Genomic DNA, 25,990 nt, shown 5'->3' with positions numbered 1-25,990 from the left:
ATACTGTTGAAACTTTCTCTTGAGAATTAGGAGAAAAGCAGAGATGCATAAAAAATTTATAGGATATAAAAACAATAAGGATTGGGTGAATGCGATTTAAACCGATTATTATTGTCTACATTGTTTGTTCTATAGGAATATGGATAATAAGCCAAAATCAGAACAAAGCAAATTTAGATATTCTCGAACCATTAAAAATGCAAGAAAACCAAGATACAATGAATATGTATCTTGAACAAAATAAGAACTATGAAGCAAGTATTCAAAAAAAATTAAAAGATAATAAACTAAATCTCAATTGGATTAATAGTGCTTCAAACAATTATGAAGATATGTTTAATGGTATAGCATCTGTTACCAGCGGTGTCACATTCAAATTAATAACCTCTCCTGAAAAGTCTCAACATAAACCTATCGTCAGAAATATTCACTTATATGGTGTAGATACATGTGCACCCCGTCAAAAAGCAAAATTAAATAACCAAGAATGGCCATGTGGAGCTGTCACAACAGCGTGGCTGGTTACCAAAACTCTAGGACATAACTTATCTTGTAAGCAAACTACTATAGAAAAAGAAACCCTCTATGCTCAGTGTTTTGTGCAAGGAGTTGACCTAGCAGAAATAGGACTTGCAGAAGGTATGCTGATAATATCAAAAAACAATAAATACCCAATCCCAACAACATATCTAAGCGCTGAACAAAACGCGTATAACAATAAAATCGGCCTTTGGTCCAGCGATTTTATTGATCCTATACAGTGGCAGAAAAAGTACGGAAACTATAATCCTTTCGATAATCACCATGAATTCATGTCTGAATCAAAGCAAAATGTAGAAATGTCTTATTAAACTTCAAAATACAAAAATAAGACAACCATACTTGCCAAAAAAATCACCTAAGCTCTTAATAATAATCTTCTCAGTGCCAATCTCAGATGATTTATATTATTTTTTATTCCTAATAAACACACCCTATAAAAATCTATTTGATATAAAAATAATCGTCTAATTATAGCTGATGCAGTATTCCATGAAAATCAAACAAAACTTTCATTCGTATATTAAACAGAATAATACATATCAAATTCAACAGGATGAGGGGCGGTTTCATAACGCAGAACTTCTTTCAGTTTTAATTCAATAAAGGAATTAATTTGGTCATCGTCAAAAACATCTCCAGATTTAAGAAAATCACGGTCTTTATCAAGAAATTCAAGTGCTTCACGTAGGCTTCTGGAAACTGTAGGAATGTTTTTGAGCTCTTTCGAGGGAAGATCATAAAGATCTTTATCCATAGCTGGGCCAGGATGAATCTTATTCTTTATACCATCAAGACCAGCCATAATAAGTGCTGAAAATGCTAAATATGGATTCGACGCTGAATCCGGAAAACGAATTTCTACTACTTTCGTATAACTATTATACTTAAATAGCTTCTTAGCTTGATAATTAACATTTAACAATACAAATAAATCACTTATTTGTTAACCACAAAAATAACCACATATTTTTGAATGACACGACAAAGTGATAACAATCATTAATGTATAAGAGTATCAGAACTTTTTTTGCAATCTTTTAGCCATACATCATAGATAGGATGCTCAACGGCATTTAAGCCAGGACTATCTGCAAACATCCATCCTGTAAAAATACGCCGTGTCTTTTTCTCCAATGTCATTTCATTAACCTCGACAAAACCAGTAGTACGAGCTGGTTCATTTTTAGAACTTGTATAACACACTCGCGGTATTACTTGCAAAGCACCATATTGATAAACCTGACCGATATGGACTTCAAAACTAGTAACCTGACCAGTAATTTTATCAAGACCTGTAAAAATAACAATTTCATTGCTAACACGTTCTGCTTGTACACAGCTAACTGTAAATAAAACTGCTATCCCCATTAATAAATAAGTATAAAAAAAATACTTAGCTTTTGATCGTAAAAACTTCATAATATCAAATTAATCACACCTAACAAAAATCATTACAAACATAACAAAGAAAACAATACACCCATTACTCCTCAGGTAACCATGCATCATAATCCTCACGAGCATAAAAATACCCATGATTATAAGCAATAGATCCTTTTGGTCGGTAAGCTTCGCTTGTGCCCGTCATATTTAAAATATGCGATTTCTCCCAACTATATGACTGATAATTTTCTTCCGTAGGTGGTATATCACAACGATGGTGAATCCATCCATGCCAACCTGGAGGAATACTAGAAGCCTCAGAGTAATCTTTATAAATCACCCAGCGACGTAAATAACCATCTTTATGGCGACTGCCTTCATAATAAATATTACCAAACTGATCTTCTCCTATACGTTTACCATGGCGCCATGTAAAAAAGCGTGTATTAATAGTATTACCATTCCACCATGTAAAAATTTGCTTGAAAAAACCAGACATTTCTTCTCCTATTTCTTGGGAAGCCCATAAGATAACTCTATCAAGAATAAATTTATTATGGTATTTGAAAATATCAAAAGCAAGAAACTTATCAGAGTTTCTAATTGTAGTCGAACTAAATAACCAGCTGTCAACTCATATAAATTATATCAAAAGTTAATATCATATTTACAGAATTTCCATCCTGAATATATTAATCTATTCCAAGCTTAATTTTAACCAATTTATTAACGGTTTGAGGATTTGCCTTTCCCTCTGTTGCCTTCATTACCTGTCCAACAAACCAACCAACCAAAGCGGGCTTCTCTCGTGCTTGGGCAACTTTATCAGGATTATTGATGACAATTTCATTAACAGCTCTTTCAATAACTCCTGCATCCGTCACCTGCTTCATACCACGCTTTTCTACAATCTGATGTGGATCTCCACCTTCATTCCAAACAATTTCAAATAGATCTTTTGCAATTTTTCCAGAAATAGTTCCGTCTTTGATAAGATCAATAATTGCTCCCAACTGATCTGTTGTAATTGGAGTATCTTCAATATCACGATTATCTTTATTTAAAGCGCCTAAAAGGTCATTGATTACCCAATTAGCAACCATTTTTCCATCGCGCCCATGTGCTACTTCTTCGAAATAATCTGCAATTGCTTTTTCTGTTACAAGAATAGAAGCATCATATGCAGTTAACCCCATTTCATTGATAAAACGTGCCTTTATATCATCTGGTAATTCAGGTAGCTCTGAAGCTAAAGTGTCTACAAATTCCTGATCAAACTCTAATGGTAAAAGATCGGGATCAGGAAAATAACGATAGTCATATGCTTCCTCTTTTGAACGCATAGATCGTGTTTCACCTTTTATTGCATCAAAAAGCCGAGTTTCCTGATCTATTATACCTCCATCCTCTAAAATTGCAATTTGGCGACGTGCCTCATATTCAATTGCTTGGCCAATAAAACGAATCGAATTAACGTTTTTAACTTCACAGCGTGTTCCAAAAGGCTCACCAGGACGGCGCACAGATATATTTACATCTGCGCGCATAGAGCCTTCATCCATATTACCATCACAAGTACCCAAATAACGAACAATCGTACGCAATTTTGTCATATAGGCTTTTGCTTCTTCTGATGATCGCATATCTGGTTTCGAAACAATTTCCATAAGAGCTACACCTGAGCGATTAAGATCTACAAAAGACATTGTTGGATGCTGGTCATGCATAGACTTTCCTGCATCTTGCTCGAGGTGCAACCTTTCAATCCCAATTTCAATATCCTCAAACTGACCATTCGAATCTGGTCCAATAGATATAACTACTTTCCCTTCACCTACGATAGGATACTGAAATTGTGAAATCTGATATCCCTGTGGTAAATCTGGATAAAAATAGTTTTTACGATCAAAAACGGATTTTAAATTAATTTTAGCTTTTAATCCTAAACCAGTTCGAACAGCTTGGTGAATACATGCTTGATTAATAACAGGCAACATACCAGGCATCGCTGCATCAACAAGCGACACGTGATTATTCGGCTCAGCACCAAACTTAGTCGATGCACCTGAAAAAAGTTTTGAATTTGATATGACTTGTGCATGAACCTCCATGCCAATAATAACCTCCCAGTTACCTGTAACTCCAGAAATAAAATGCTTAGAATCAGGAAGACGAGTATCAACGATTTTCATTATCAATTCACTATCAACATTTCAGAATACATCCAATGGCTAACCTAAAACTATTACCAGAGCAAGTCTAGAATACATATAAAATGATTTATCAGAATTATTTTATTGGTATAAATTTTAACTTGTTTTAGGGTTTTTCTTTTTAATTGAAGCCTTTTTTGTACCTCTTCCTTTTGCTGCTGATTGTTTCTTGGCAGAAGTTTTATCAGTCAAATCTGATTCATCATATTCTCTCATTAGCTCTTCAATTGTCACTTTTTTATCCGTTATTTCTATCTGTGTAAGCAAATAATCAATAACTTTTTCTTCAAAGATTGGCGCACGTAAATTAGCAACAGCTTCTGGTGTACGGCGGAAAAAATCCATCATTTCTTTTTCTCGTCCAGGATATTGGCGAACCTGTTCAAAAACTGCAGCCTTTAATTCATCTTCACTTATTTGAATTCCAACTTTTGTACCAATTTCAGAAAGCACTAAACCAAGCCGAACACGACGCTGCGCAAGCATGCGATATTCTTCTCGCGCTTGTTCCTCTGTGATATTTTCATCTTCAAAACTTCTGCCCATCCTTTTTAAATCTTCATTAATCTGATTCCATATATTATTAAATTCAATCTCTAAAAGCTGTTCAGGAATATCAAAACTATAATCTGCGTCTAAAGCATCAAGGACTTGTCGCTTAATTTTTTGACGTGTCATAGAACCATATCGACTTTCAACCTGTCCACGAACGACTTCACGTAAGCGATCAAGAGATTCTAAACCAAGTTTTTTTGCTGCTTCATCATCAATCTTCAATTCATCCGGTTTAGAAACAGTTTTAACAGTGATATCAAACTCTGCATTTTTGCCAGCTAAATGCGTAGCACTATAATCATCAGGAAACTTAACAGAAATTGTTTTTACATCGCCCGCTTTTAGACCAATTAATTGCTCTTCAAAACCGGGAATAAATTGTTTCGAACCAAGAATCAATTGTGCATTATTATCAGTACCACCATCAAACGGAATGCCATCAATTTTCCCAAAATAATCAATTGTTATGCGGTCATCTTCCTTTGAAGGACCATTTTTTTGCGAATAACTACGAGTGGAAGAAAGAATGCGCGTTATTTGCTCATCAACTTCTTGTTCAGGTACATCAGCAATTTCACGAACGATTTTAATATTTTTGAAGTCTTTAACCTCAAATTTCGGCAAAACCTCGTACTTCAAACTAAAAACAAAATCAGCTTTACCATCTATAACTTTTGTATCTTCATTTATATCAATTTGCGGTTGTGTTGCTGAATATTCATTACGTTCTGCTAAAATAGAACGCGGAGCACTATTAATGATCTCATTAAGAATTTCAGCCATAAAAGATTTACCGTACATTTTTCGGAGATGATCAGATGGAACCTTACCAGGACGGAATCCTTTAAGTTTGATCTTACCTTTGGTATCATCCAATCGTTCGTTTAATTTTTCTTCCAGATCTTTCACCGGAACCACAATCTTAATTTCGCGCTTCAGTCCTTCGTTAAGCGTCTCGGTAACCTGCATCGAACAACCTTTATTTTCTCTGAGGAGATGGATAAACCTACTCCTGATAACAATATGATAATTCTAACACTTAAATGTTAGATCTAGATAGACGGACCTTGTATATACAGACACCCGTAGTGTTTAAAGCTATTATTTTGGTGCGGATGGAGGGACTCGAACCCCCACGGTCTCCCGCCAGAACCTAAATCTGGTGCGTCTACCAATTTCGCCACATCCGCTCAAACTTATAAACCAAAAATTCATGTAAACGGCGTTTCTATAGCATTCAATTCCAACCAATTAAAGAAAAAAAGCAAATGAGTATCCTTTATTAACTCAATAAAGAATTCTTTTCACAAAATTATAGAGATGAAATTCATCCTTTTCAGAAAGCATTCCTTCCGCTACAAGTAAATCATGTTAAATAAATTGAAAACTCCAATCCATATTATCGGCGGTGGTCTTGCAGGCAGTGAAGCAAGTTGGCAAATTGCTCAATTAGGAATTCCTGTTGTCCTGCATGAAATGCGGCCAAAAAGAAAATCTGATGCTCATAAAACAGATAAACTTGCAGAGCTCGTCTGTTCAAATTCATTTCGTTCAGATGATGCATCAAAAAATGCTGTAGGACTTTTACATGCCGAAATGCGATTAGCCAAATCCTTAATTATGAAAGCTGCAGATAGTAATAAAGTGCCAGCTGGAGGTGCACTTGCTGTTGACCGTAATGAATTCTCAAAAACTATTACAGAAACACTTGAAAAACATCCCCTTATAACCATACAACGCAGAGAAATTCACGAGATTCCTGAAGACTGGCATAATGTTATTGTTGCAACTGGTCCTCTTACCTCACCAAAATTTGCTCAAGAAATACAAGCAATAACTGGAACAGAAGCGCTTTCTTTTTTTGATGCTCTTGCGCCTATTATTTATACTGAAAGTATTAATATGAATATTTGTTGGTACCAATCTCGATATGACAAAATTGGTCCTGAGGGAACGGGGAAAGATTATCTTAATTGTCCTCTTAATCAAGAACAATATAAAATTTTTGTTCAAGCATTGATAAGTGGAGAAAAAGTAGAATTTCGTGAATTTGAAAACATATCCTATTTCGATGGATGCTTACCAATCGAAGTTATGGCTGAACGCGGATTTGAAACTCTAAGATATGGCCCTATGAAACCTATGGGACTCACTAATACTCATCACCCCACAATCAAACCTTATGCTGTTATACAATTACGTCAAGATAACAAACTGGGTACGCTTTATAATATGGTCGGTTTTCAAACAAAACTGAAATATAGTGAACAGACACGTATTTTTAGAATGATTCCTGGTCTTGAAAAAGCAGAATTTGCACGCCTTGGTGGTCTTCACCGCAATACATATCTCAATTCACCAATCCTTCTTGATGAGAGTCTTCGTTTGAAACAAAAACCACAACTGCGTTTTGCTGGACAAATTACAGGCTGTGAAGGTTATATAGAATCAGCAGCGATAGGACTGCTTGCTGGACGTTTTGCTGCTGCTGACTATAATCGTACTTGCCCTTCTCTGCCACCAAAAACTACAGCATTTGGAGCTCTCTTGAATCATATTACTGGTGGTCATATTGCTACTAACGAAACAGGAAAAAGATCTTTTCAACCAATGAATATCAATTTTGGTCTTTTCCCACCTATTATTTCCACCAATCCTTTAGAAAAAAGTTTACCACATAAAGAAAAAAAACAAGCTATAATTGAGCGAGCTTTAAACGACTGTATTCAATGGTTAAAAAATAGCTTTTAACTGAATCGTTGTATTTGGTTATAATATAATATTTTCTAATCCAATTTTTGATTTATTAAACAATTTGGATTATTGCTAAAAAATATTTTAAAATTATTCATTTTATTAACGTGTGTATCATTTTTTGCTATAAAGAAGAGAATATCGCGATTGTATAGATATTGATACTCTCAACAACACACTAACCAATATTAAAATATAAGTAAGAGCATCTATGCTTTTTTACACAAAAAATCTAAGAGGTGCATTATCTCAATTAACTAAAAACAGCTATGACCGTGCTTGAATGATAATAATAAAAAATAATTAAATAGATATATCTCAGTTACTTTTTAATATAAATACTCGAGCATTGCTTGAATTCCTGCTATATAGACCGACATTTACAGCTCTTACATTTTCATCCACAAAGCAAAATAATATATCTCACAAACATGTGCTAACTACTTCTAGGCACTCCTAAAGAACCGGCTTATTTATAAACCGGTTCTTTAAAAAATAGTTTGAATTATTTGTTATTAACAGCTTCTTTAAGACTTTTCCCTGCAGAAAATTTAGGCACAGAACGTGCAGGAATAGTGATTTCAGCACCTGTTGAAGGATTTCGTCCTTTTGTAGCAGCACGATGAGAAACTTCAAAAGAACCAAAACCTGGAAGACGAACGTCACCTCCTGAAGCTAAAGCTTCTGTAACAGAAGCGATAAAAGCATCCACAGAAGAACCAGCTTGAGCTTTCGAGATACCTGCTTTTTCAGCAACTGAATTAACCAATTCACTTTTATTCATTAACATTTCCTTTCCCTATATTGCCGAATAATAAAATTTAACCGACTATGAGTGATTTTATTGAAAAGTACAGGAAACAGAAGTGCTATTTTTCTTCAACGCATTGTTTTTTTAGAAATAATCGCAGTTATTCACGGAATTTTTTTTATTATTTCTCTAAAATAGATAAAATTATAACTCCCAAATGGCTCTCATTTGCTTTTTACAGCATAATTATAGCTCATAATGTGAATCAGTGCGCAACTAACATCCCCTCATTATCGCTTTCTGTTTTAACAGTTTCAGATATTGTAGAAGGCTCTGTCCATTCTATAGCCTCAGGAAAACGAATCAAAGCGTGTTTAAGAACTTCACTTATATGAGTTACCGGAATAATTTCCATATTATTTTTGACATCATCGGGAATATCAACTAGATCTTTCGCGTTTTCTTCAGGAATAAGTACTTTCTTGATTCCCCCTCGAAGAGCCGCAAGCAATTTTTCTTTTAATCCACCAATCGGTAGCACACATCCACGCAAAGTAATTTCACCAGTCATAGCAACATCCTTATAAACAGGTATTCCTGTTAACACTGAAACAATTGCTGTTACCATTGCAATCCCAGCTGATGGGCCATCTTTAGGTGTAGCTCCTTCCGGAACATGAACATGAATATCACGTTTATCAAAAAATGGAGGTTCAATACCAAAATCAACAGCACGAAAACGCACATAAGATGCTGCTGCAGAAATTGATTCCTTCATAATATCGCGCAAATTACCAGTCACAGTCATCTTACCTTTACCTGACATCATAACACCTTCAATAGTCAGCAGTTCCCCACCTACTTCCGTCCAAGCAAGTCCTGTAACGACACCAATCTGATTTTCACCATCAACTTGTCCAAAGCGATAACGCTTAACACCTAGGAAATCATTAATATTGTTTTTTCTAATTTCTATAAACTTTTGATTAGTTTTAAGAATTTTTGTAACTGATTTACGTGCTATTTTCATCAACTCACGCTCAAGATTTCGAACACCAGCCTCACGCGTATAAAATTGAATAATTGATCTTATTGCATCATCAGAAATACTTAATTCTTTTTTAGAAAGAGCATGATCCTTTAATGCTTTTGGCAAAAGATGCCGTTTAACAATCTCCATTTTTTCACACTCAGTATAACCAGCAATGCGAATGATTTCCATCCTATCCATTAATGGCCCTGGAATATTCAGTGTATTGGAAGTTGTAATAAACATAACATCAGAAAGATCATATTCTACTTCTAAATAATGATCAATAAATGTACCATTTTGTTCAGGATCAAGAACTTCTAGTAAAGCTGATGAGGGATCTCCACGAAAATCCTGCCCCATTTTATCAATTTCATCAAGCAAAAAAAGTGGATTAGATTTTTTAGCTTTTTTCATAGACTGAATAATTTTTCCAGGCATAGAACCAATATAAGTCCGACGATGCCCACGAATTTCAGCTTCATCGCGAACACCTCCTAATGAGATACGAACATATTCTCGACCTGTTGCTTTTGCAATAGAACGTGCAAGTGATGTCTTTCCAACACCAGGAGGACCTAACAAACAAATAATAGGACCTCGTATTTTTGATGATCTGCTTTGCACTGCTAAATATTCAATGATTCGCTCTTTGACTTTTTCAAGACCAAAGTGTTCATTATCCATAGTTTTTTCAGCAAAACTAAGGTCATTTTTAATTTTTGATTTTTTGCTCCAAGGAATAGCTAAAAGCCAATCAAGATAATTACGTACAACTGTCGCTTCTGCAGACATGGGAGACATATTACGTAATTTTTTGAGTTCTGACCCAGCCTTTTCTCGTGCTTCTTTCGAAAGCTTAGTTTTTCTAATACGCTCTTCTAGTTCAGATAATTCATCCTGCCCTTCATCACCTGCTCCTAATTCTTTCTGAATAGCCTTTAACTGCTCATTAAGATAATATTCTCGTTGATTCTTTTCCATTTGCCGTTTGACATGTGAACGAATACGCTTTTCGACTTGCAAAACAGAAATCTCTGCTTCCATGAAAGAAAGTACACGCTCAAGACGATTACGTATAGGCAATAACGTCAATATTTCTTGTTTTTCTGCAAGTTTAATAATTAAATGAGATGCAATAGTATCAGCAAGTTTAGAAGGATCATCAATCTGACTAATAGCACTGACAATCTCAGGAGAAATTTTCTTATTTAGTTTTACATAATTTTCAAAATAAGAAATTACCGATCGAGAAAGCGCCTTGATTTCAACATCCTCATCCTTAGTTTCTTCTGTAATAGTTACATAAGCTTGAAGATAATCATCATTCTCAATAAATTGATTAATTTTTGCACGTGCAATACCTTCAACTAAAACCTTTACAGTTCCATCAGGAAGCTTTAAAAGTTGAAGAATCTTAGCAATGGTACCAACATCATAAATATCTTCCGAAGTTGGATCATCATCAGCAGCATTTTTTTGCGTAACTAGTAATATTTGTTTATCCATTACCATTGTCTTTTCAAGAGCACAAATCGACTTTTCTCGGCCTACAAAAAGTGGAACAATGATATGCGGGAAGACAACAATATCACGAAGTGGCAAAACAGCATAAAACTCTTCTATCTCCTTGCCTGTCTTTTCATCAATATATTGCATATTTTTCCTTTCTAGAGCCTCTAACCCGTTTACAATACAAGTCACCCTTTAAAAAGCCAACTCTCTACAATAAATGAAGTGATAACTATGGACCAATAAATCAAGTAATTACGCTGTCATGTTCAAAATATCTACACCAAAATAACACTATAGCTGAATTTATAACATAGATCACGCTGATACATTTTCTTTATTTTCTACATGATCTGAATAAATGTAGAGAGGACAAGCCTTACCTTCAACTACATCACTAGAAATCACCACCTCTTGAACACCTACAAGAGCTGGTAATTCAAACATAGTATCAAGAAGTATTCTTTCCATAATAGAGCGTAAGCCACGTGCACCAGTTTTACGTTCAATAGCCTTTTTGGCAATAACACGTAAAGCATCTTCATGAAAAACTAACTGAACATTTTCCATCTCAAAAAGACGTTGATACTGTTTAACTAGTGCATTTTTTGGTTGTGATAAAATTTGAACAAGCGCGCAAATATCTAAATCTTCCAAAGTAGCTATAACAGGAAGACGACCAATAAACTCTGGTATTAAACCAAATTTTATAAGGTCTTCAGGTTCTAAATCACGGAAAATCTCACCAACACGACGTTCATCAGGAGCCTTAACAGCAGCGGAAAAACCAATTGAAGTCTTTTCACCACGTCCTGAAATAATTCTCTCTAAGCCAGCAAAAGCGCCTCCACAAATAAACAAAATATTTGTTGTATCAACCTGAAGAAATTCTTGTTGTGGATGCTTACGCCCTCCTTGCGGAGGAACAGATGCTATTGTCCCTTCCATAATTTTTAACAGTGCTTGCTGAACACCCTCACCAGAAACATCCCTTGTAATTGAAGGATTATCAGCTTTACGAGAAATTTTATCAACTTCATCAATATATACGATACCACGTTGCGCACGTTCAACATTATAATCAGCAGATTGAAGTAGTTTCAAAATAATATTTTCAACATCTTCACCAACATAGCCCGCTTCAGTTAAAGTCGTTGCATCTGCCATAGTAAAAGGTACATCAATAATACGTGCCAATGTTTGTGCTAAATATGTCTTACCACATCCTGTCGGCCCAACAAGAAGAATATTTGATTTTGCTAACTCAACATCATTGCTTTTAGATTGATGAGCGAGGCGTTTATAATGATTATGAACAGCAACAGAAAGAACACGCTTTGCATGACGCTGGCCAATAACATAATCATCAAGAACTGTCAGAATTTCCTGCGGAGTAGGAACACCATCACGCGCCTTAATGCCAGAAGATTTATTTTCCTCACGAATAATATCCATACATAGCTCTACACACTCATCGCAGATAAATACAGTAGGTCCTGCAATAAGCTTACGCACTTCATGCTGGCTTTTGCCACAGAATGAGCAATAGAGAGTATTCTTCGATTCGCTCTCGCTATTGCTAGTTTTGCTCATTTCATTTTCCTTTCACTGCGATATATGAATATTTTATTTATTTAAAAATAATTTTTCTTAACTACAATTAAAAACATACATAATATCTTTAGGTAATTTTCTTTATTATTTTTACGAGATCGTATTTTTAAAAATAGCTATTTTAATGGCAATTCTTATACACTTCACAAATAACTACCTTTTCTATAAAAACTCTTAATCTTTTTCTTCTTTTTCAGTTTCTGCACGATATTGTATAACATCATCAATCAAACCAAACTGTTTAGCTTCTTCTGCTGTCATAAAATGATCGCGATCAAGAGTTTTTTCAATGACTTCATAATTCTGTCCTGTATGTTGAACATAAATTTCATTCAAACGTCGTTTCATCTTTATAATATCTTGCGCATGCCGTTCAATATCCGAGGCTTGTCCTTGAAAACCACCAGAAGGTTGATGCACCATAATACGTGCATTTGGTAAGGCAAAACGGCGACCTGTTGCTCCAGCTGTTAAGAGTAATGATCCCATAGACGCGGCTTGTCCCATACACAAAGTAGAAACAGAAGGACGAATAAATTGCATAGTATCATAAATTGCCATACCAGATGTCACCATACCACCTGGAGAATTGATATAAAGATTAATTTCTTTTTTAGGATTCTCTGCTTCTAAAAAAAGCAATTGTGCACAAACAAGCATTGCCATATTATCTTCAACAGGACCATTAATGAAAATAATCCGCTCCTTTAAGAGACGAGAAAAAATATCATAAGCTCGCTCACCACGATTAGTCTGTTCAACAACCATAGGAACTAAACTTAAGACTTTTTTTGTTGGATCGCTCATATCTTCACTTCCATTAATAATTAAGAATCGCTATTTACATTTTCAATAGCTTATCCATAAGCTAACAATACTCTCTTACGCAAGCTACAATAAATTATGTTTCAGTAAGATTAAAATGTTAATGGTTAAAATGACAATAATAATATCTAATCAAATAAATTCTGAGCTTCAGAAATACGTGATACTGCCCAATGATAAAAACTTCCTTTCTGAGGTTTCTGGATTGTTTTTTCCTTTCTGTGAATATGAAACCCTATAAAATGTGGATCTTTCATTGGTTCAACACCAAAAGCCGGATCAAAAATCCTTTCAGCTTTTCGTCCTGTCCAATAATAAAAAGTGTTTTTCTCCTTTGCTTCATGAAAAAAACTATTCTTTTTAGCTAACCGCGAAATACCATCATTACCAAATATAGTAATTCCAATCCTTCCTGGTAAAACTGGCAATTTTCTTCTCCTTAACCAAAATGGCATCCAAACACGGCGTTTAAAACCTAACCAATCAGGAATAATTTCTGCATTTGCCAAATAATCCTCAAATGCTTTTATAATAGGGTTATCAGGTGGTAAATAAAGTGCAGAGACTCCTACTCTTGCAGCATTTTCTTTTGCTAACCAAACCCGACCTACTTCTGGATGAAACTGTTTAACAAGATAAACATCCGTATCTAACCAAACTCCTTTTTCATATTTCATCAACATAATGCGAAAAAGATCTGAAAATTGAACAATTGTAAGACCAGGCTTATAATCAGGAAAATTGGGATCAAGGCGATAAATTACTGAACGTGGCAAAATTGATTCGGCTTCATGCAATTCAACACCAACAGGTATGTTCTCTACTTTTTCATAGCTGAAAAGCTTAACACGCTGACCAACCTTAACCATCGATGCCAAACACAACCAATCAACTAGTCTCAATTGTTTTCCATACCAAAAAGTACAAATATCCATAGATAATCTATCAAAAATATTCCGAGCTTACACGAAATAATTGTTCAACATCACGCACACTATCAGCAAGTGCAAAAATTACTATCCGATCACCAGGTAAAATACGTGTATCTCCTGAAAGCTGTATTACTGTTTCATCACGATAAATAGCGCTAATTCTCAAACCCTCTGGTAAATTAAGCTCTCTCAACGGTTTACCAACTAATGAAGATGTTTGCATTGCTTCAGCTTCAATAATTTCCGCAGAACCATTAAAAACAGAATGCACAGCGCGAATACGTCCACGACGCATTTGTCGTAAAATTTTTGATACAGTTACACTTCGAGGATTAAAATATGCATCTACACCAACCGCACGACTAAACTCTTGATAAGCCACATTATTAATCAACACCATATTAGCCTTGCATCCTAATCTTTTAGCTATAATAGCACTCAAGAGATTCACCTGATCTTGATTGGTCAATGTAATCATTAAATCAGCTTGACCAATTCCAGCCTCTTGAAGAATAACAGGATCTAGAACATTGCCATATAAAACAGTTGTTTTTTTTAGTTGATCGGCAATAGTTAGTGCTCTTTCTTTATCTACCTCTATAATCTTCAACTTTAGTTTATGCAATCGCTTCTCAATAGCTTGAGCAACATAAAGACCAATATGACCACCACCTACAATAATGATACGATGTGCTTCTTGTTCTTTATGACCAAAAAGTCTAAGTGCACGACGCACTTGATCACGAACTGAAACAAGATAAATGATATCACCAACACGTAATTGTGTATCTGAATGTGCTATTAATAATTCTGAACCACGTTTAATAGCAGTAACCGTTGTTTGCAAATCAGGAAAAAGCTCTGTTAACTGCTGTAAAGGCGTATTAATAACCGGGCAGTCCTCCATGCACTCTAAAGCTAATGCAACAACAGCATCATTACAAAAATAAAGAACATCTATAGCTCCAAGCAAAGTAATACGACGCAAAACCATTTCTCCAACTTCAACTTCTGGAGAAATAACTACATCAATAGGAATATTCTCTCTTGCAAAGAGATTCTTATAACGTGGGTCTAAATATGATTGTGAGCGAATACGGGCGATCTTAGTTGGAATATTAAATAACGAATGTGCTACTTGACAAGCTACCATATTAACTTCGTCAAATAAAGTCACTGCAATTAACATATCAGCCTCATCAGCACCTGCAGCTAAAAGAACTTCAGGCCTTGAACCATGGCCAATAATACATCTAACATCTAATGTATCACGAATTTTTTCGATTAATTTTGCTTCGGTATCAACAACAATAATATCATGATTCTCTGCAGCAAGACGTTCTGCTATCCCATACCCAACCTGCCCTGCTCCACAAATAATAACATGCATAACTTATGAAACCCCAAGCATCTTAAGTTTACGGTGCAAAGCTGAACGCTCCATACCTATAAATTCAGCAGTACGTGATATATTTCCGCCTAAACGTTCAATCTGTGTCATCAAATACCTCTTTTCAAATAACTCTCGTGCCTCACGCAGTGGCAAATCCATTATATTTTTATCTGTATCCATTTGAATATGCAGGATAGAATCACTAACTTCAGCAGGAAGTAATTCTTTTGTTATTGGTCCATCATCGTCACGCACAAGAATCAATAAGCGTTCAATATTGTTGCGTAACTGGCGCACATTGCCTGGCCAAGTATGTGTTTGCAAAATAGTTATAACGTCATTGCTAATTTCACGAGGTTTAATACCAACTTGCTGCGATATCTTTTTAACAAAATGATGTACAAGTTCTGGAATATCTTCACGGCGCGCAGAAAGTGGTGGAACAAAAATAGGAACAATCGAAAGACGATGAAATAGATCTTCTCTAAATCTTCTATTAGCAATGAGATGCTCAAGATTTTGTGCTGTTGAAGAAATGACACGAACATCTACTTTCACACGTTTTGTTCCACCAACTCTTTCAAATGTTTGATTCGTTAATACCTGAAGAATCTTATTTTGAATTTCACGGGACATATCAGCAACTTCATCAATATACAATACTCCACCATGAGCCTCTTCTAATGCACCAATCTTGCGTTCTTCTCCCTCCAATTCACTACCAAATAACTCTATTTCCATTCTTTCAGCAGCAATTGTTGACGCATTTATTGTAATAAATGGAGCATTAGAACGTGCTGAAAGTGCATGAATAGAACGAGCAACCATCTCTTTTCCTACACCAGAAGGACCAACAATCATAACTCGGCTATTAGTAGGAGCTACTTTTTCTATGACTTGACGCAAATGCTTCATAACACTAGATGTTCCAAGCAATTCTGGTGTTTCAACTGACCGCTCCCGTAATTCTGAAAGCTCACGCTTTAATTTCGAATTTTCAAGAGTCCGTTCTGCAACCAATAGGAGTCGACTAGCTTTAAAAGGCTTTTCAATGAAATCATACGCTCCCCGTTTTATAGCAGAAACAGCTGTTTCAATATTACCATGACCGGAAATCATAATTACCGGAAGAGAAGGATATTGAACTTTGATTTCATCTAACAACGCCAGACCATCAAGACGACTCCCTTGTAACCAAATATCTAAAAAAATTAACTTTGGAACACGTTCACTAATTTGTGCTAACGCTTCATCAGAGTTACATGCAACACGCGTTTCATAACCTTCATCATCCAAAATACCAGCAACAAGTTCACGAATATCTGCTTCATCATCAACAATTAAGATATCTGATACCATCTTTACTCACCTATCTCATGATTTGTGATCTATGTAACACTTTTATGCTTTGCTTTGTCTACCGGAAACACCATACGAATCATCGCACCACGGCCCTCATAAAAATTTTCTAATGCATCATGTAGCTCCATGTAACCACCGTGATCTTCAATAACTTTACGTACAATAGCTAACCCAAGCCCTGTTCCCTTCTCCCGCGTTGTTATATAAGGTTCTAATAATTTATGCCTTTGCTCCTTAGGAAATCCTTTACCATTATCAATAATCTCAACAATTAAACACTCTTCTTGACGATAAGAACGTATCAGAATATGACCGCAAACACTTTTTTCTCGCGCCACTGCATCAATTGCTTCACTCGCATTTTTGATAACGTTTCCAAAAGCCTGAACAATAAGACGATTATCAAATGCGCCTATCAGTGGTATATCTCCTAAATCTTTCTCAAAATGAATATCATGACGAGTAACTTCTATCAAGAAACACGCTTCATGCAATAATTCCCGTATATCTAAAATACGCATTTGCGGTTTGGGCATACGTGCAAAAGAAGAAAACTCATCGACCATACAGCCGATATCTCCCACCTGCCGAATAATCGTATCGATACACTGATCAAAAACTTCTCGATCCTGTGTGATAATTTTTTTATAACGCCTACGAATACGCTCAGCTGATAACTGAATAGGCGTAAGGGGATTTTTAATCTCATGTGCAATACGACGTGCAATATCCGCCCATGCTGATGAACGCTGTGCTTCTACAAGACCTGTAATATCATCAATTGTTAACACCCATGACTGTTCCTGCCCATCATTCTCTTCCATTGTCATTTGCACATTACAAACACGTTCTTGTCCTGCAACTTTTAAAGTCACTTGCTCATGATAATTCTTACGCCCTAAGGAACAAGCAAGCTTAAAAACCTGTCCAATTTCAGAACTTAACGATACAAGATTACGCCCAATAACTTGCTCAGAATGAATACCAAACATTGTTTCAATAGACCGATTAATAATTGTAATATTGCCATTAACATCAATTCCAGCTACTCCTGCTGTTACACCAGATAAAACAGCTTCAGAAAATCGCCGTCTCTCATCAATTTGATCACGAACTGCAATCAGCTCATTACGCCGGCTTTTAAGCTCACTAACCATATAATTAAAAGTCTTTGACAGCTGTCCAATATCCCCATCTCTTGCACGTACTGGTACAAAAACTTCCATATTTCCAGAAGCAACATCATCAGCTGCGCTAATAAGAAGGCGGATAGGACATACCAAACGATCAGCGACAGCAATACCAGTCCAAATAGCTGATAAGAATAAACTTAAAAAAAGGCATAAATAAAGCATACCAAATGCAATTTGTGTCGGTAGCCGATTTTCATTCAAATCACGATAACGCTCCGTGTTAACTTCCGTCAAACGCAAAGCAGACAAAACACTTTGATCAACATCACGCACTAAATACAAAAATGTATTTGAAATATTATTAAATTTCAAAATAATACCAAAATAATCATAAACTCCTGGCTGAAAAGAGAAAGGCCTTTCACTAGTTGCTCGACCAATTAGATCAGGCGGTGGAATAGGGAGCTGTTCCTCATCACCAAGATCACTTGATGCAAAAACAGTTCCATTTGAGCTTAATAAAAAAACACCCCGAAGATTACGCCCTACAGCATGCCGTGTTAATTGCATTCGATACTCAGCTGGATTACGTGCTAGAAGTCTTTTATCATCCAGTGCTAATGCCATAGCATAGGATAAATTCTTCAAATTTTGAAGCATTTCATCTGCGTAAGCATTCGCTAAATCAATAGAGGAACCTACAATTTGTCGAGTCGTCGTATCAAACCATCGATCAAGACCTAGATGAAGAGCAGGACCAGATATAAGGGCTACAGCAACAGCTGGCAATGTTGCAACAAGCGCAAACAAAGAAATAAGTCGTACATGAAGACGCGAACCAGCACGCCTTGATCGCCAAGCATAAATAATGGGAATTACTTCATACAAAACAATGGCTATAAGTCCCAAAACCCAAATACTATTAATAGCTATAAAAAATAATGTTACAGCCCTATTGGGAACAACAGGCGTTAATCCAATAAGAATAATAAATGAGATAGAAGCGGTCAGCAAAGCTAATACAATAATTGTGATACCCAAGAACGTATACACACTATTCAAACGTCGCGACTCATCTTTACAGATGTTTTGATCCAAGTCTTGGAGATTCGTCACGGATGTTATACTCATAATTGCCTTATGTTACTTACTTCATTGTTCTCATATAAATCCTTATATCAAAAATTGACAATACTATGATTTAAAATATAACTAATCTAAAATTAAGAAAGAGCTTCATGTTTTTAATAGTAGCTTTTAAATAGGCCATATTATTCAGTGGTATTTCATAGGATTTGCAATGCGATTAACCAAACAAACAAATTATGCACTCCGGATGCTCATGTATTGTGCTTCTAATCAGGGAGCGCTAAGCCGTATTCCTGAAATTGCCAGAGCATATGCTGTTTCTGAACTTTTTTTATTCAAAATCCTTCAACCGCTAGTCGAAGCGGGCTTTATAAAAACAGTAAGAGGACGTAATGGTGGTGTTAAATTAGCTAAACCTGCAACAGAAATTTCAGTAGCTGATGTTATTAAGATAACAGAAGATAACTTTTCCATGGCAGAATGCTTCGATAATAAATTAAGTAATTGTCCACTAATAAATTTCTGTGGTTTAAACATTGTATTGAAAAAAGCTTTAGACTCTTTTTTTGATGTATTATCACTGACATCAATTGCTGATCTGCAATTATTATCCTCTCAACATCAATTTAAAATTGATGCAGGAAAAAAACAGACAATTAGCTAACTAAGATACAATTTCAAAAGGGAACTCGATATTTCTATTGCAGCCATAATATTAGCTGCCGGACGCAGCAAAAGAGCAGGATCTCCGCAAAATGGCCCTAAACAATACCGGATTTTAGGACAAAAACCGGTTATTTATCATACTATACATTGTTTTTTGCAACATTCTTCTATTACAACTATCGTTTTGGTTATCCATCCAGATGATCGTCAAATATGTGAAAATGCTATAGCTGATTTGAAAGAACACCTTATCATTGTTGAAGGAGGTGATACACGTCAAATGTCCACTTTACATGGATTAAATGCACTCAAAAATATCAAGCCAGAATATATTCACATTCATGATGGTGCACGTCCTTTTGTAGAAAAAAAGCTTCTTGAACAAATACATACTATTGTTAATCATCGAGAAGGTATTCTCCCCGTCATTCCTGTCTCCGATACCCTTAAACGTTTAAGTAATACAAACCATGTTTTAGATACAATCCCACGGACAAATCTTTATACTGCACAAACACCACAGTGTTTTCCATTTAAACTCATTTTAGCAGCCCATGAAAAAGCAATACAATCTCACCAAAAAAATTTTAGTGATGACTCAGCGATTGCTGAATGGTTTGGAATCCCTATGCGAACAATTCCTGGAAATCCTAATAATATAAAAATTACGTGGCCAGAAGATTTTGAAACCGCCTATTCATATTTAAAAAAAAGGACGCAAATGTTCCCTGATATCCGTACTGGACATGGTTATGATGTCCACGCTTTCGAAAAAGGTGATCATCTCACTTTGTGTGGTATAAAAATCCCTTTTAAAAAGAAATTAAGTGGACATTCTGATGCTGATGTTGCTCTTCATGCTTTAACAGATGCCCTTTTAGCAACTCAAGGAGCAGGAGATATTGGAATCCATTTTCCTCCTTCTGATCTTCAATGGAAAGATACATCATCAGAAATTTTTCTTTGTTATGCTATTGATATAATTAAGAAAAAAGGTGGTCGTATTGCTAATGTGGATATTACCTTAATTGCTGAAGAACCTAAAATTAGCGCCTATCGTGACATAATGATAGAAAACTTAATGAACATACTCACACTTTCAATCAATCGCATCTCTATTAAAGCAACAACCAATGAAAAGCTCGGTTTCATTGGCCGTGAAGAAGGAATTGCAGCTTTTGCAGTTACCACAGTTATTTATCCAGGAGAAATTCCACAGTGACATACTTTTGTGAAACACTAGCGAATGCTGTCCTTAAAGTTTGTCGTGAAAGAAATTTGCTTCTAACCACTGTAGAATCTTGTACAGGAGGACTTATTGCTGCAAGTCTTACCAACATTGCAGGATCATCAGATGTATTCGATTGTGGATTTATTGTCTATTCAAACGAATCTAAAACTAATCTCGTTGGTGTATCCCCTGAACTTATCAAAACATATAAATCAGTCTCAAAAGAAGTTGCTATTGCAATGGCTGAAGGTGGACTGAAATATTCACGAGCTTCAATTTCAGTTGCTGTAACAGGCATTGCTGGACCTGGAAGAGCATGTTTAGATAAACCAGTGGGACTTGTCCATTGTGCAACAGCTTATAAAAATCACGCAACTATGCATCAAGAAATGCGTTTTGGGAATTCTGATCGGAATGTTATTCGCCATATAACTGTTGAAAATGCTTTAAACCTCATTCTTAAATATTTCCAATAATATCCCTTTATAATTGATAAAATCATACTGTTGGGAAACCATAAATTTGATGTGCACGTTTTTCAAAAGCATCAGTAAATTTATGAAAAACAATACTAAACATTGATCCCACAGCCAACCCAAGCATTTTACTCTTAAACTCATAATCAATAAAAAATTCTATATCACATGCATCTTTATTTTCGACATCATGAAAGACCCAACGATTTTCAAGATATTTGAATGGACCATCAATATATTTCACTTCAATAAGATTTTCTTTCGGATGCAAAAGCACTTGAGTTGTAAAAGTTTCTCTAAACACCTTATAACCTACTGTCATATCAGCAAAAAGCAAAATCTTTTCTTCACGTTCCTTTCGAGAACGTATAATTAAAGCCTCACACATGGGTAAAAATTCAGGATAACATTCAATATCAGCAACAAGTTCAAACATTTCATGAGCAGTATGAGCAATTTTCCGATGTGTTGTAAAAGTCGGCATAATTATCTCTATTGGGAAAATTTTTCAGCACGTGCTTTTTGCAAAGCTTCAAAATCATCTCCCGCATGATGAGATGAACGTGTTAAAGGATGAGAAGCCATATGTAAAAAACCCTTTACTTTACCAATTTTTGCAAAAGACTCAAACTCTTCAGGGGTTAAAAAACGAACGATAGGATGATGTTTTCGCGTAGGCTGCAAATATTGCCCAATCGTCATAAAATCAACATCTGCAGAACGCAAATCGTCCATCAGTTGAAGAATTTCATTCCGTTCTTCCCCAAGCCCAACCATAATTCCTGATTTTGTAAAGATTGTTGGATCAAGTTCTTTAACGCGTTGTAATAACCGAATCGAATGAAAATAGCGTGCTCCTGGACGTACCTTCAAATATTTTGATGGCACTGTTTCCAAATTATGATTAAAAACATCAGGCTTAGCAGCAACAACAATTTCTAATGCACCATCCTTATTGCGAAAATCAGGCGTTAATACTTCAATTGTTGTCGTTGGAGCTTTCTGGCGAATAGCGTAAATAACTTTGGCAAAATGCCGTGCACCACCATCAGAAAGGTCATCACGATCAACAGATGTAATAACAACATGCTTCAATTCCATCTGCACAACAGCATCTGCTACGCGTTCTGGCTCATTATTATCAACTGCAAATGGAATACCTGTTGCAACATTACAAAAAGCACAAGCTCGTGTACATATTTCACCTAAAATCATAAAACTGGCATGCCGTTTACTCCAACATTCGCCAATATTTGGACAACCTGCCTCCTCACACACGGTAACCAATTTATTAGTACGCACCACATTATGCGTTTCCTTATATATCGGCGACACTGGTGCTTTTACACGAATCCAATTCGGTTTTTTCTGAATACTTGTATCCGGAAGATGCGCCTTTTCAGGATGCCGCATACGTCTACTCGTAACCTTATCAAGCACCGTAACCATTCAAGACCTCTGTCTTTTAGATATAAAACGTTGATGAAAAATAACATAATCCAGATTTGTATATGACCTAATCATTAAGCATTTAAAGCCTGATCATAAGCATCTAATACACTCTCTTTCATCATTTCTGATAATGTCGGGTGTGGAAAAATAGTGCGCATTAATTCTTCTTCTGTTGTCTCAAGATTCATAGCAATAACAAAACCTTGAATGAGCTCTGTCACTTCTGCCCCTACCATATGCGCACCAAGAAGCTGTCCTGTTTTTCTATCAAAAATAGTTTTAACTAATCCTTGCTCTTCTCCTAAAGCAATTGCCTTACCATTCGCTGAAAAAAAGTAGCGACCAATACGTATATCATAACCTGATTCTTTTGCCGCCATTTCTGAAAGTCCTACAGAAGCAACTTGTGGTGTACAATATGTACATCCTGGAATTTTTGTTTTATCAAGAGAATGAGCACTCTTCAAACCAGCAATATGTTCAATACATATTACACCTTCTTCCTCTGCCTTGTGGGCCAACATAGGAGGACCAGCAACGTCACCAATAGCGTAAATTCCTTTCACTCCTGTCCAACTCCATTCATCAGTAACAATACATCCACGATCAGTTTTGATACCTAATGCTTCTAATCCAAGGTTTTCAATATTACCTTGAATCCCAATGGCTGAAATCAATCGATCAACTATTACTGTTTCTATCTTACCCTTAACATCAATATGCGTTGTAACAAAATCAGCAGTTTTTTCAACTTTGACCACTTTTGCTTCAGTAAGAATACGTATACCCTTTTTCTCTAGCTGTTTACGAGCAAATGTTGAAATTTCAATATCTTCAACCGGCATAATTTGAGGCATCATTTCAACAACAGTTACCTCGGCACCCATATCATGATAAAAGGAAGCAAATTCAATACCTATCGCTCCAGATCCCATCACTAAGAGAGACTTTGGCATAGCAGGAGGAATCATAGCTTCAAAATAAGTCCAAATGAGTTTTCCATCTGGTTTAATATCAGGAAGAACACGAGGACGTGCACCAGTAGCAATAACTACATTCCTTGCTTGATAAGCTCCTTCCCCTAATACCCCTTTAGGAACTGGATTTTGTGGCTGCATAACTTTTTTTGATGATGCAGAAACCATAATTTCTGCAGGCTGACTACCATTAACTGCCTTTGTTAGTTTCGCTTCACCCCAAATAATATCAATTTTGTTTTTTTTCAATAAAAAACCAACACCAGCATTTAAACGTGCTGAAACCCCGCGAGAACGTATTACAACATCTTTAATATCAACTTCTATAGAACCATTAAGCTTTAATCCATAATCCTTTGCATTTTCAGCAAAATGTTTCATTTCTGCTGAACGTAAGAGTGCTTTTGTTGGGATACACCCCCAATTTAAGCAGATCCCGCCTAAATGCTCACGTTCAACAATTGCAGTCTTAAAACCACATTGTGCCGCACGAATCGCGGTTACATATCCACCTGGTCCTGAACCAATCACAATCACATCATAAAGACCTGCCACAATAATCCCTCCATAGATATATGCAAAAATGGATATGTATTATCCAAACTTTAAATCGAAAATTAATAGATAAGCTTCTTTCATGTATACCGTTTCAAATACTATAAAAAAACTTTATTAAATCAAAAGAGATTATAAACCATCATATCAAATTATTGAGATCCATCTATTTCATCACATTCTCCCACACTCTTAAGTACAATATTTAAAAATAATTTAAATTAACATCGTTAATGGATTTTCAATTATCTTCTTAAAAGTCTGAGCAACTTCTGCCGCTAGTGCTCCATCAATAGCGCGATGATCAACTGAAAGAGTAACCGACATAACTGTTGCTATTGCTAATGCACCATCCTTAACAATAGCACGCTTCTCGCCTGCACCAATTGCAAAAATCGTTGCATGCGGCGGATTAATAATAGCAGAAAAATTTTTTATACCGTACATCCCCATATTTGATACAGCTGTTGTCCCTCCTTGGTATTCTTCCATTTTCAATTTACGTTCACGAGCACGCGTTGCAAGATCTTTCATTTCATTAGAAATGATTGACAAAGATTTCTCTTCTGCACAGCGAATAATCGGTACCATTAACCCATTCGGAATAGAAACAGCAACGCCAACATCACAGTGTTTGTGATACAGCATTCCATCCTCAAGCCATGATACATTAGCATCAGGTACAGCTTTCAAAGAAAGCGCTACAGCTTTAATAATCATATCATTGACGGATAGCTTATAAGCAGGTTCACCTGCTTGCATCTCAACCATTGGAACAACAGCATTTAATTGCGTACGTAATTCCAATAACGCATCTAATTCACAATCTATGGTTACATAAAAATGTGGTACCATCTGCTTTGATGCAACTAAACGCTTAGCAATTGTTTTACGCATATTATCATGGGGTGCGAATGTATATTCACTCTCTTTAAACAATTGTAAAATCTGTCTATCAGCAGTGCCTGAAGATATTGACTGATCGATATGCAGTGAATGAGAACTTATAATACCATTATTCAGAGCTTTCTCCACATCGCGTTTAATGATACGCCCATGAGGGCCAGTACCAGAAATAAGTAATAAATCAATCCCCACCTGAGCTGCTAATCGTCTTGCTAAAGGAGATGCAAAAAAACGTCTATTATCCCCATTTTGTCGTACTAATTGCTGATTTGTTGATGAATGAGCAGCTTGTACACTTACCGATTCCACCGATTGTTTAATAACTGGTTCTTTCACCACAACAGAAGAAGTTTCTTCTGCAATTTTTGCAGCTTCAAATAGATCCTCACCCTCTTCTGCTAAAATAACAATCAGACTATTGACTTTAACTCTCTGTGTTCCAGCAGGTACAACAATTTTAGCAACCGTTCCTTCATCAATAGCTTCTACTTCCATTGTTGCTTTATCTGTTTCAATTTCAGCAATAATATCACCACATGCAACCTTATCACCTTCTTTGATATTCCACTTTGATAAATTTCCTTCTTCCATTGTAGGAGAAAGCGCAGGCATCGTAATCTTAATAGGCATAGTATTCT

The 25,990-nt window shown here is 35.8% G+C and carries 21 protein-coding genes, 1 tRNA gene and 1 pseudogene; 5 read left to right on the top strand and 18 right to left on the bottom strand.

Annotated elements, in window-relative coordinates; translation table 11 throughout:
* Nucleotides 1-89: 89 nt before the first annotated feature.
* The gene (locus M4Z11_RS03000) at nt 90-851 is read left to right on the top strand and encodes a hypothetical protein (RefSeq protein WP_249676051.1); all 762 of its coding nucleotides are present in this window, start codon (nt 90-92) and stop codon (nt 849-851) included.
* Between the two features lie 212 nt (nt 852-1,063).
* Here the strand turns inward: M4Z11_RS03000 and glnA are convergent.
* The 6 genes and pseudogenes from glnA to M4Z11_RS02970 form a co-directional block, all read right to left on the bottom strand.
* Nucleotides 1,064-1,414 (bottom strand): annotated as a pseudogene (glnA, locus tag M4Z11_RS02995) (glutamine synthetase); the annotation flags it as partial.
* 128 nt (nt 1,415-1,542) lie between these two features.
* Nucleotides 1,543-1,911: a DUF2155 domain-containing protein gene (locus tag M4Z11_RS02990; protein ID WP_249676048.1), complete on the bottom strand. Its 369-nt coding sequence runs from the start codon at nt 1,909-1,911 to the stop codon at nt 1,543-1,545.
* A gap of 115 nt (nt 1,912-2,026) precedes the next feature.
* Nucleotides 2,027-2,425, bottom strand: coding sequence for an NADH:ubiquinone oxidoreductase subunit NDUFA12 (locus tag M4Z11_RS02985; protein ID WP_249676045.1), 399 nt, complete (start codon nt 2,423-2,425; stop codon nt 2,027-2,029).
* A 193-nt stretch (nt 2,426-2,618) separates the two neighbouring features.
* The gene (gene gatB / locus M4Z11_RS02980) at nt 2,619-4,118 is read right to left on the bottom strand and encodes an Asp-tRNA(Asn)/Glu-tRNA(Gln) amidotransferase subunit GatB (protein ID WP_249676044.1); all 1,500 of its coding nucleotides are present in this window, start codon (nt 4,116-4,118) and stop codon (nt 2,619-2,621) included.
* A gap of 117 nt (nt 4,119-4,235) precedes the next feature.
* Nucleotides 4,236-5,663: a trigger factor gene (gene tig / locus M4Z11_RS02975; protein ID WP_249676041.1), complete on the bottom strand. Its 1,428-nt coding sequence runs from the start codon at nt 5,661-5,663 to the stop codon at nt 4,236-4,238.
* A gap of 138 nt (nt 5,664-5,801) precedes the next feature.
* A tRNA-Leu gene (locus M4Z11_RS02970) sits at nt 5,802-5,884 on the bottom strand.
* Between the two features lie 178 nt (nt 5,885-6,062).
* Here M4Z11_RS02970 and trmFO point away from each other — a divergent pair.
* Nucleotides 6,063-7,445, top strand: coding sequence for a methylenetetrahydrofolate--tRNA-(uracil(54)-C(5))-methyltransferase (FADH(2)-oxidizing) TrmFO (trmFO, locus tag M4Z11_RS02965; protein ID WP_249676038.1), 1,383 nt, complete (start codon nt 6,063-6,065; stop codon nt 7,443-7,445).
* A 508-nt stretch (nt 7,446-7,953) separates the two neighbouring features.
* Here trmFO and M4Z11_RS02960 read toward each other — a convergent pair.
* The 8 genes from M4Z11_RS02960 to M4Z11_RS02925 all read right to left on the bottom strand — a co-directional run bounded on the left by M4Z11_RS02960 (nt 7,954) and on the right by M4Z11_RS02925 (nt 19,131).
* A complete protein-coding gene (locus tag M4Z11_RS02960; protein ID WP_249676035.1) occupies nt 7,954-8,232 on the bottom strand; it encodes an HU family DNA-binding protein in 279 nt (92 codons plus the stop codon).
* 232 nt (nt 8,233-8,464) lie between these two features.
* A complete protein-coding gene (gene lon, locus M4Z11_RS02955; protein WP_249676031.1) occupies nt 8,465-10,888 on the bottom strand; it encodes an endopeptidase La in 2,424 nt (807 codons plus the stop codon).
* A gap of 171 nt (nt 10,889-11,059) precedes the next feature.
* Nucleotides 11,060-12,334, bottom strand: a complete 1,275-nt coding sequence (gene clpX, locus M4Z11_RS02950) for an ATP-dependent Clp protease ATP-binding subunit ClpX (protein ID WP_249676028.1) — start codon at nt 12,332-12,334, stop codon at nt 11,060-11,062.
* 195 nt (nt 12,335-12,529) lie between these two features.
* Nucleotides 12,530-13,162, bottom strand: a complete 633-nt coding sequence (gene clpP, locus M4Z11_RS02945; protein ID WP_249676025.1) for an ATP-dependent Clp endopeptidase proteolytic subunit ClpP — start codon at nt 13,160-13,162, stop codon at nt 12,530-12,532.
* A 146-nt stretch (nt 13,163-13,308) separates the two neighbouring features.
* On the bottom strand, nt 13,309-14,115 hold the full coding sequence (locus tag M4Z11_RS02940; RefSeq protein WP_249676022.1) for a glycosyltransferase family 32 protein: 807 nt from the start codon (nt 14,113-14,115) through the stop codon (nt 13,309-13,311).
* Between the two features lie 10 nt (nt 14,116-14,125).
* Complete coding sequence (gene trkA, locus M4Z11_RS02935) at nt 14,126-15,502, bottom strand: Trk system potassium transporter TrkA (RefSeq protein ID WP_249676020.1); 1,377 nt, start codon at nt 15,500-15,502, stop codon at nt 14,126-14,128.
* 3 nt (nt 15,503-15,505) lie between these two features.
* Nucleotides 15,506-16,864 (bottom strand): nitrogen assimilation response regulator NtrX, encoded by a 1,359-nt coding sequence (gene ntrX, locus M4Z11_RS02930; protein ID WP_249676015.1) that lies wholly within the window; start codon nt 16,862-16,864, stop codon nt 15,506-15,508.
* A gap of 29 nt (nt 16,865-16,893) precedes the next feature.
* A complete protein-coding gene (locus M4Z11_RS02925) occupies nt 16,894-19,131 on the bottom strand; it encodes a sensor histidine kinase NtrY-like (protein WP_249676010.1) in 2,238 nt (745 codons plus the stop codon).
* Nucleotides 19,132-19,300: 169 nt separating this feature from the next.
* Between M4Z11_RS02925 and rirA the strand changes: the two genes are divergently transcribed.
* Genes rirA through M4Z11_RS02910 form a run of 3 tightly spaced genes read left to right on the top strand, consistent with a single transcriptional unit; the run spans nt 19,301 to nt 21,462 of the window.
* Nucleotides 19,301-19,753, top strand: a complete 453-nt coding sequence (gene rirA, locus M4Z11_RS02920) for an iron-responsive transcriptional regulator RirA (protein ID WP_249676007.1) — start codon at nt 19,301-19,303, stop codon at nt 19,751-19,753.
* 30 nt (nt 19,754-19,783) lie between these two features.
* Nucleotides 19,784-20,977 carry a bifunctional 2-C-methyl-D-erythritol 4-phosphate cytidylyltransferase/2-C-methyl-D-erythritol 2,4-cyclodiphosphate synthase gene (locus M4Z11_RS02915; RefSeq protein WP_249676069.1) on the top strand — a complete coding sequence of 398 codons (1,194 nt, stop codon included), beginning with the start codon at nt 19,784-19,786 and terminating at the stop codon, nt 20,975-20,977.
* Complete coding sequence (locus tag M4Z11_RS02910; protein WP_249676003.1) at nt 20,974-21,462, top strand: CinA family protein; 489 nt, start codon at nt 20,974-20,976, stop codon at nt 21,460-21,462. The genes M4Z11_RS02915 and M4Z11_RS02910 overlap by 4 nt, the downstream gene beginning before the upstream one ends.
* 22 nt (nt 21,463-21,484) lie before the next feature.
* Here M4Z11_RS02910 and M4Z11_RS02905 read toward each other — a convergent pair whose 3' ends face one another.
* The 4 genes from M4Z11_RS02905 to M4Z11_RS02890 all read right to left on the bottom strand — a co-directional run bounded on the left by M4Z11_RS02905 (nt 21,485) and on the right by M4Z11_RS02890 (nt 25,982).
* Nucleotides 21,485-21,946: a type II toxin-antitoxin system RatA family toxin gene (locus M4Z11_RS02905; protein ID WP_249676000.1), complete on the bottom strand. Its 462-nt coding sequence runs from the start codon at nt 21,944-21,946 to the stop codon at nt 21,485-21,487.
* Nucleotides 21,947-21,954: 8 nt separating this feature from the next.
* Nucleotides 21,955-22,911 carry a lipoyl synthase gene (gene lipA / locus M4Z11_RS02900; protein WP_249675996.1) on the bottom strand — a complete coding sequence of 319 codons (957 nt, stop codon included), beginning with the start codon at nt 22,909-22,911 and terminating at the stop codon, nt 21,955-21,957.
* 74 nt (nt 22,912-22,985) lie between these two features.
* Complete coding sequence (lpdA, locus tag M4Z11_RS02895) at nt 22,986-24,446, bottom strand: dihydrolipoyl dehydrogenase (protein WP_249675990.1); 1,461 nt, start codon at nt 24,444-24,446, stop codon at nt 22,986-22,988.
* Nucleotides 24,447-24,662: 216 nt separating this feature from the next.
* Nucleotides 24,663-25,982, bottom strand: a complete 1,320-nt coding sequence (locus M4Z11_RS02890) for a pyruvate dehydrogenase complex dihydrolipoamide acetyltransferase (protein ID WP_249675985.1) — start codon at nt 25,980-25,982, stop codon at nt 24,663-24,665.
* Between the last annotated feature and the right edge of the window lie 8 nt (nt 25,983-25,990).

Origin of the sequence: Bartonella bilalgolemi (assembly GCF_023500045.1) — a bacterium.
Classification (GTDB): Bacteria; Pseudomonadota; Alphaproteobacteria; order Rhizobiales; family Rhizobiaceae; genus Bartonella; species Bartonella bilalgolemii.
This window is presented reverse-complemented; position numbering and strand designations above follow the sequence as displayed.

What these genes read in the sequence shown, in the direction of transcription:
- M4Z11_RS03000 (WP_249676051.1), top strand. Translation starts at nt 90, where the DNA reads ATGCGATTTAAACCGATTATTATTGTCTACATTGTTTGTTCTATAGGA.
- M4Z11_RS02990 (WP_249676048.1), bottom strand. Translation starts at nt 1,911, where the DNA reads ATGGGGATAGCAGTTTTATTTACAGTTAGCTGTGTACAAGCAGAACGT.
- M4Z11_RS02985 (WP_249676045.1), bottom strand. Translation starts at nt 2,425, where the DNA reads ATGTCTGGTTTTTTCAAGCAAATTTTTACATGGTGGAATGGTAATACT.
- gatB (WP_249676044.1), bottom strand. Translation starts at nt 4,118, where the DNA reads ATGAAAATCGTTGATACTCGTCTTCCTGATTCTAAGCATTTTATTTCT.
- tig (WP_249676041.1), bottom strand. Translation starts at nt 5,663, where the DNA reads ATGCAGGTTACCGAGACGCTTAACGAAGGACTGAAGCGCGAAATTAAG.
- trmFO (WP_249676038.1), top strand. Translation starts at nt 6,063, where the DNA reads ATGTTAAATAAATTGAAAACTCCAATCCATATTATCGGCGGTGGTCTT.
- M4Z11_RS02960 (WP_249676035.1), bottom strand. Translation starts at nt 8,232, where the DNA reads ATGAATAAAAGTGAATTGGTTAATTCAGTTGCTGAAAAAGCAGGTATC.
- lon (WP_249676031.1), bottom strand. Translation starts at nt 10,888, where the DNA reads ATGCAATATATTGATGAAAAGACAGGCAAGGAGATAGAAGAGTTTTAT.
- clpX (WP_249676028.1), bottom strand. Translation starts at nt 12,334, where the DNA reads ATGAGCAAAACTAGCAATAGCGAGAGCGAATCGAAGAATACTCTCTAT.
- clpP (WP_249676025.1), bottom strand. Translation starts at nt 13,162, where the DNA reads ATGAGCGATCCAACAAAAAAAGTCTTAAGTTTAGTTCCTATGGTTGTT.
- M4Z11_RS02940 (WP_249676022.1), bottom strand. Translation starts at nt 14,115, where the DNA reads ATGGATATTTGTACTTTTTGGTATGGAAAACAATTGAGACTAGTTGAT.
- trkA (WP_249676020.1), bottom strand. Translation starts at nt 15,502, where the DNA reads ATGCATGTTATTATTTGTGGAGCAGGGCAGGTTGGGTATGGGATAGCA.
- ntrX (WP_249676015.1), bottom strand. Translation starts at nt 16,864, where the DNA reads ATGGTATCAGATATCTTAATTGTTGATGATGAAGCAGATATTCGTGAA.
- M4Z11_RS02925 (WP_249676010.1), bottom strand. Translation starts at nt 19,131, where the DNA reads ATGAGTATAACATCCGTGACGAATCTCCAAGACTTGGATCAAAACATC.
- rirA (WP_249676007.1), top strand. Translation starts at nt 19,301, where the DNA reads ATGCGATTAACCAAACAAACAAATTATGCACTCCGGATGCTCATGTAT.
- M4Z11_RS02905 (WP_249676000.1), bottom strand. Translation starts at nt 21,946, where the DNA reads ATGCCGACTTTTACAACACATCGGAAAATTGCTCATACTGCTCATGAA.
- lipA (WP_249675996.1), bottom strand. Translation starts at nt 22,911, where the DNA reads ATGGTTACGGTGCTTGATAAGGTTACGAGTAGACGTATGCGGCATCCT.
- M4Z11_RS02890 (WP_249675985.1), bottom strand. Translation starts at nt 25,982, where the DNA reads ATGCCTATTAAGATTACGATGCCTGCGCTTTCTCCTACAATGGAAGAA.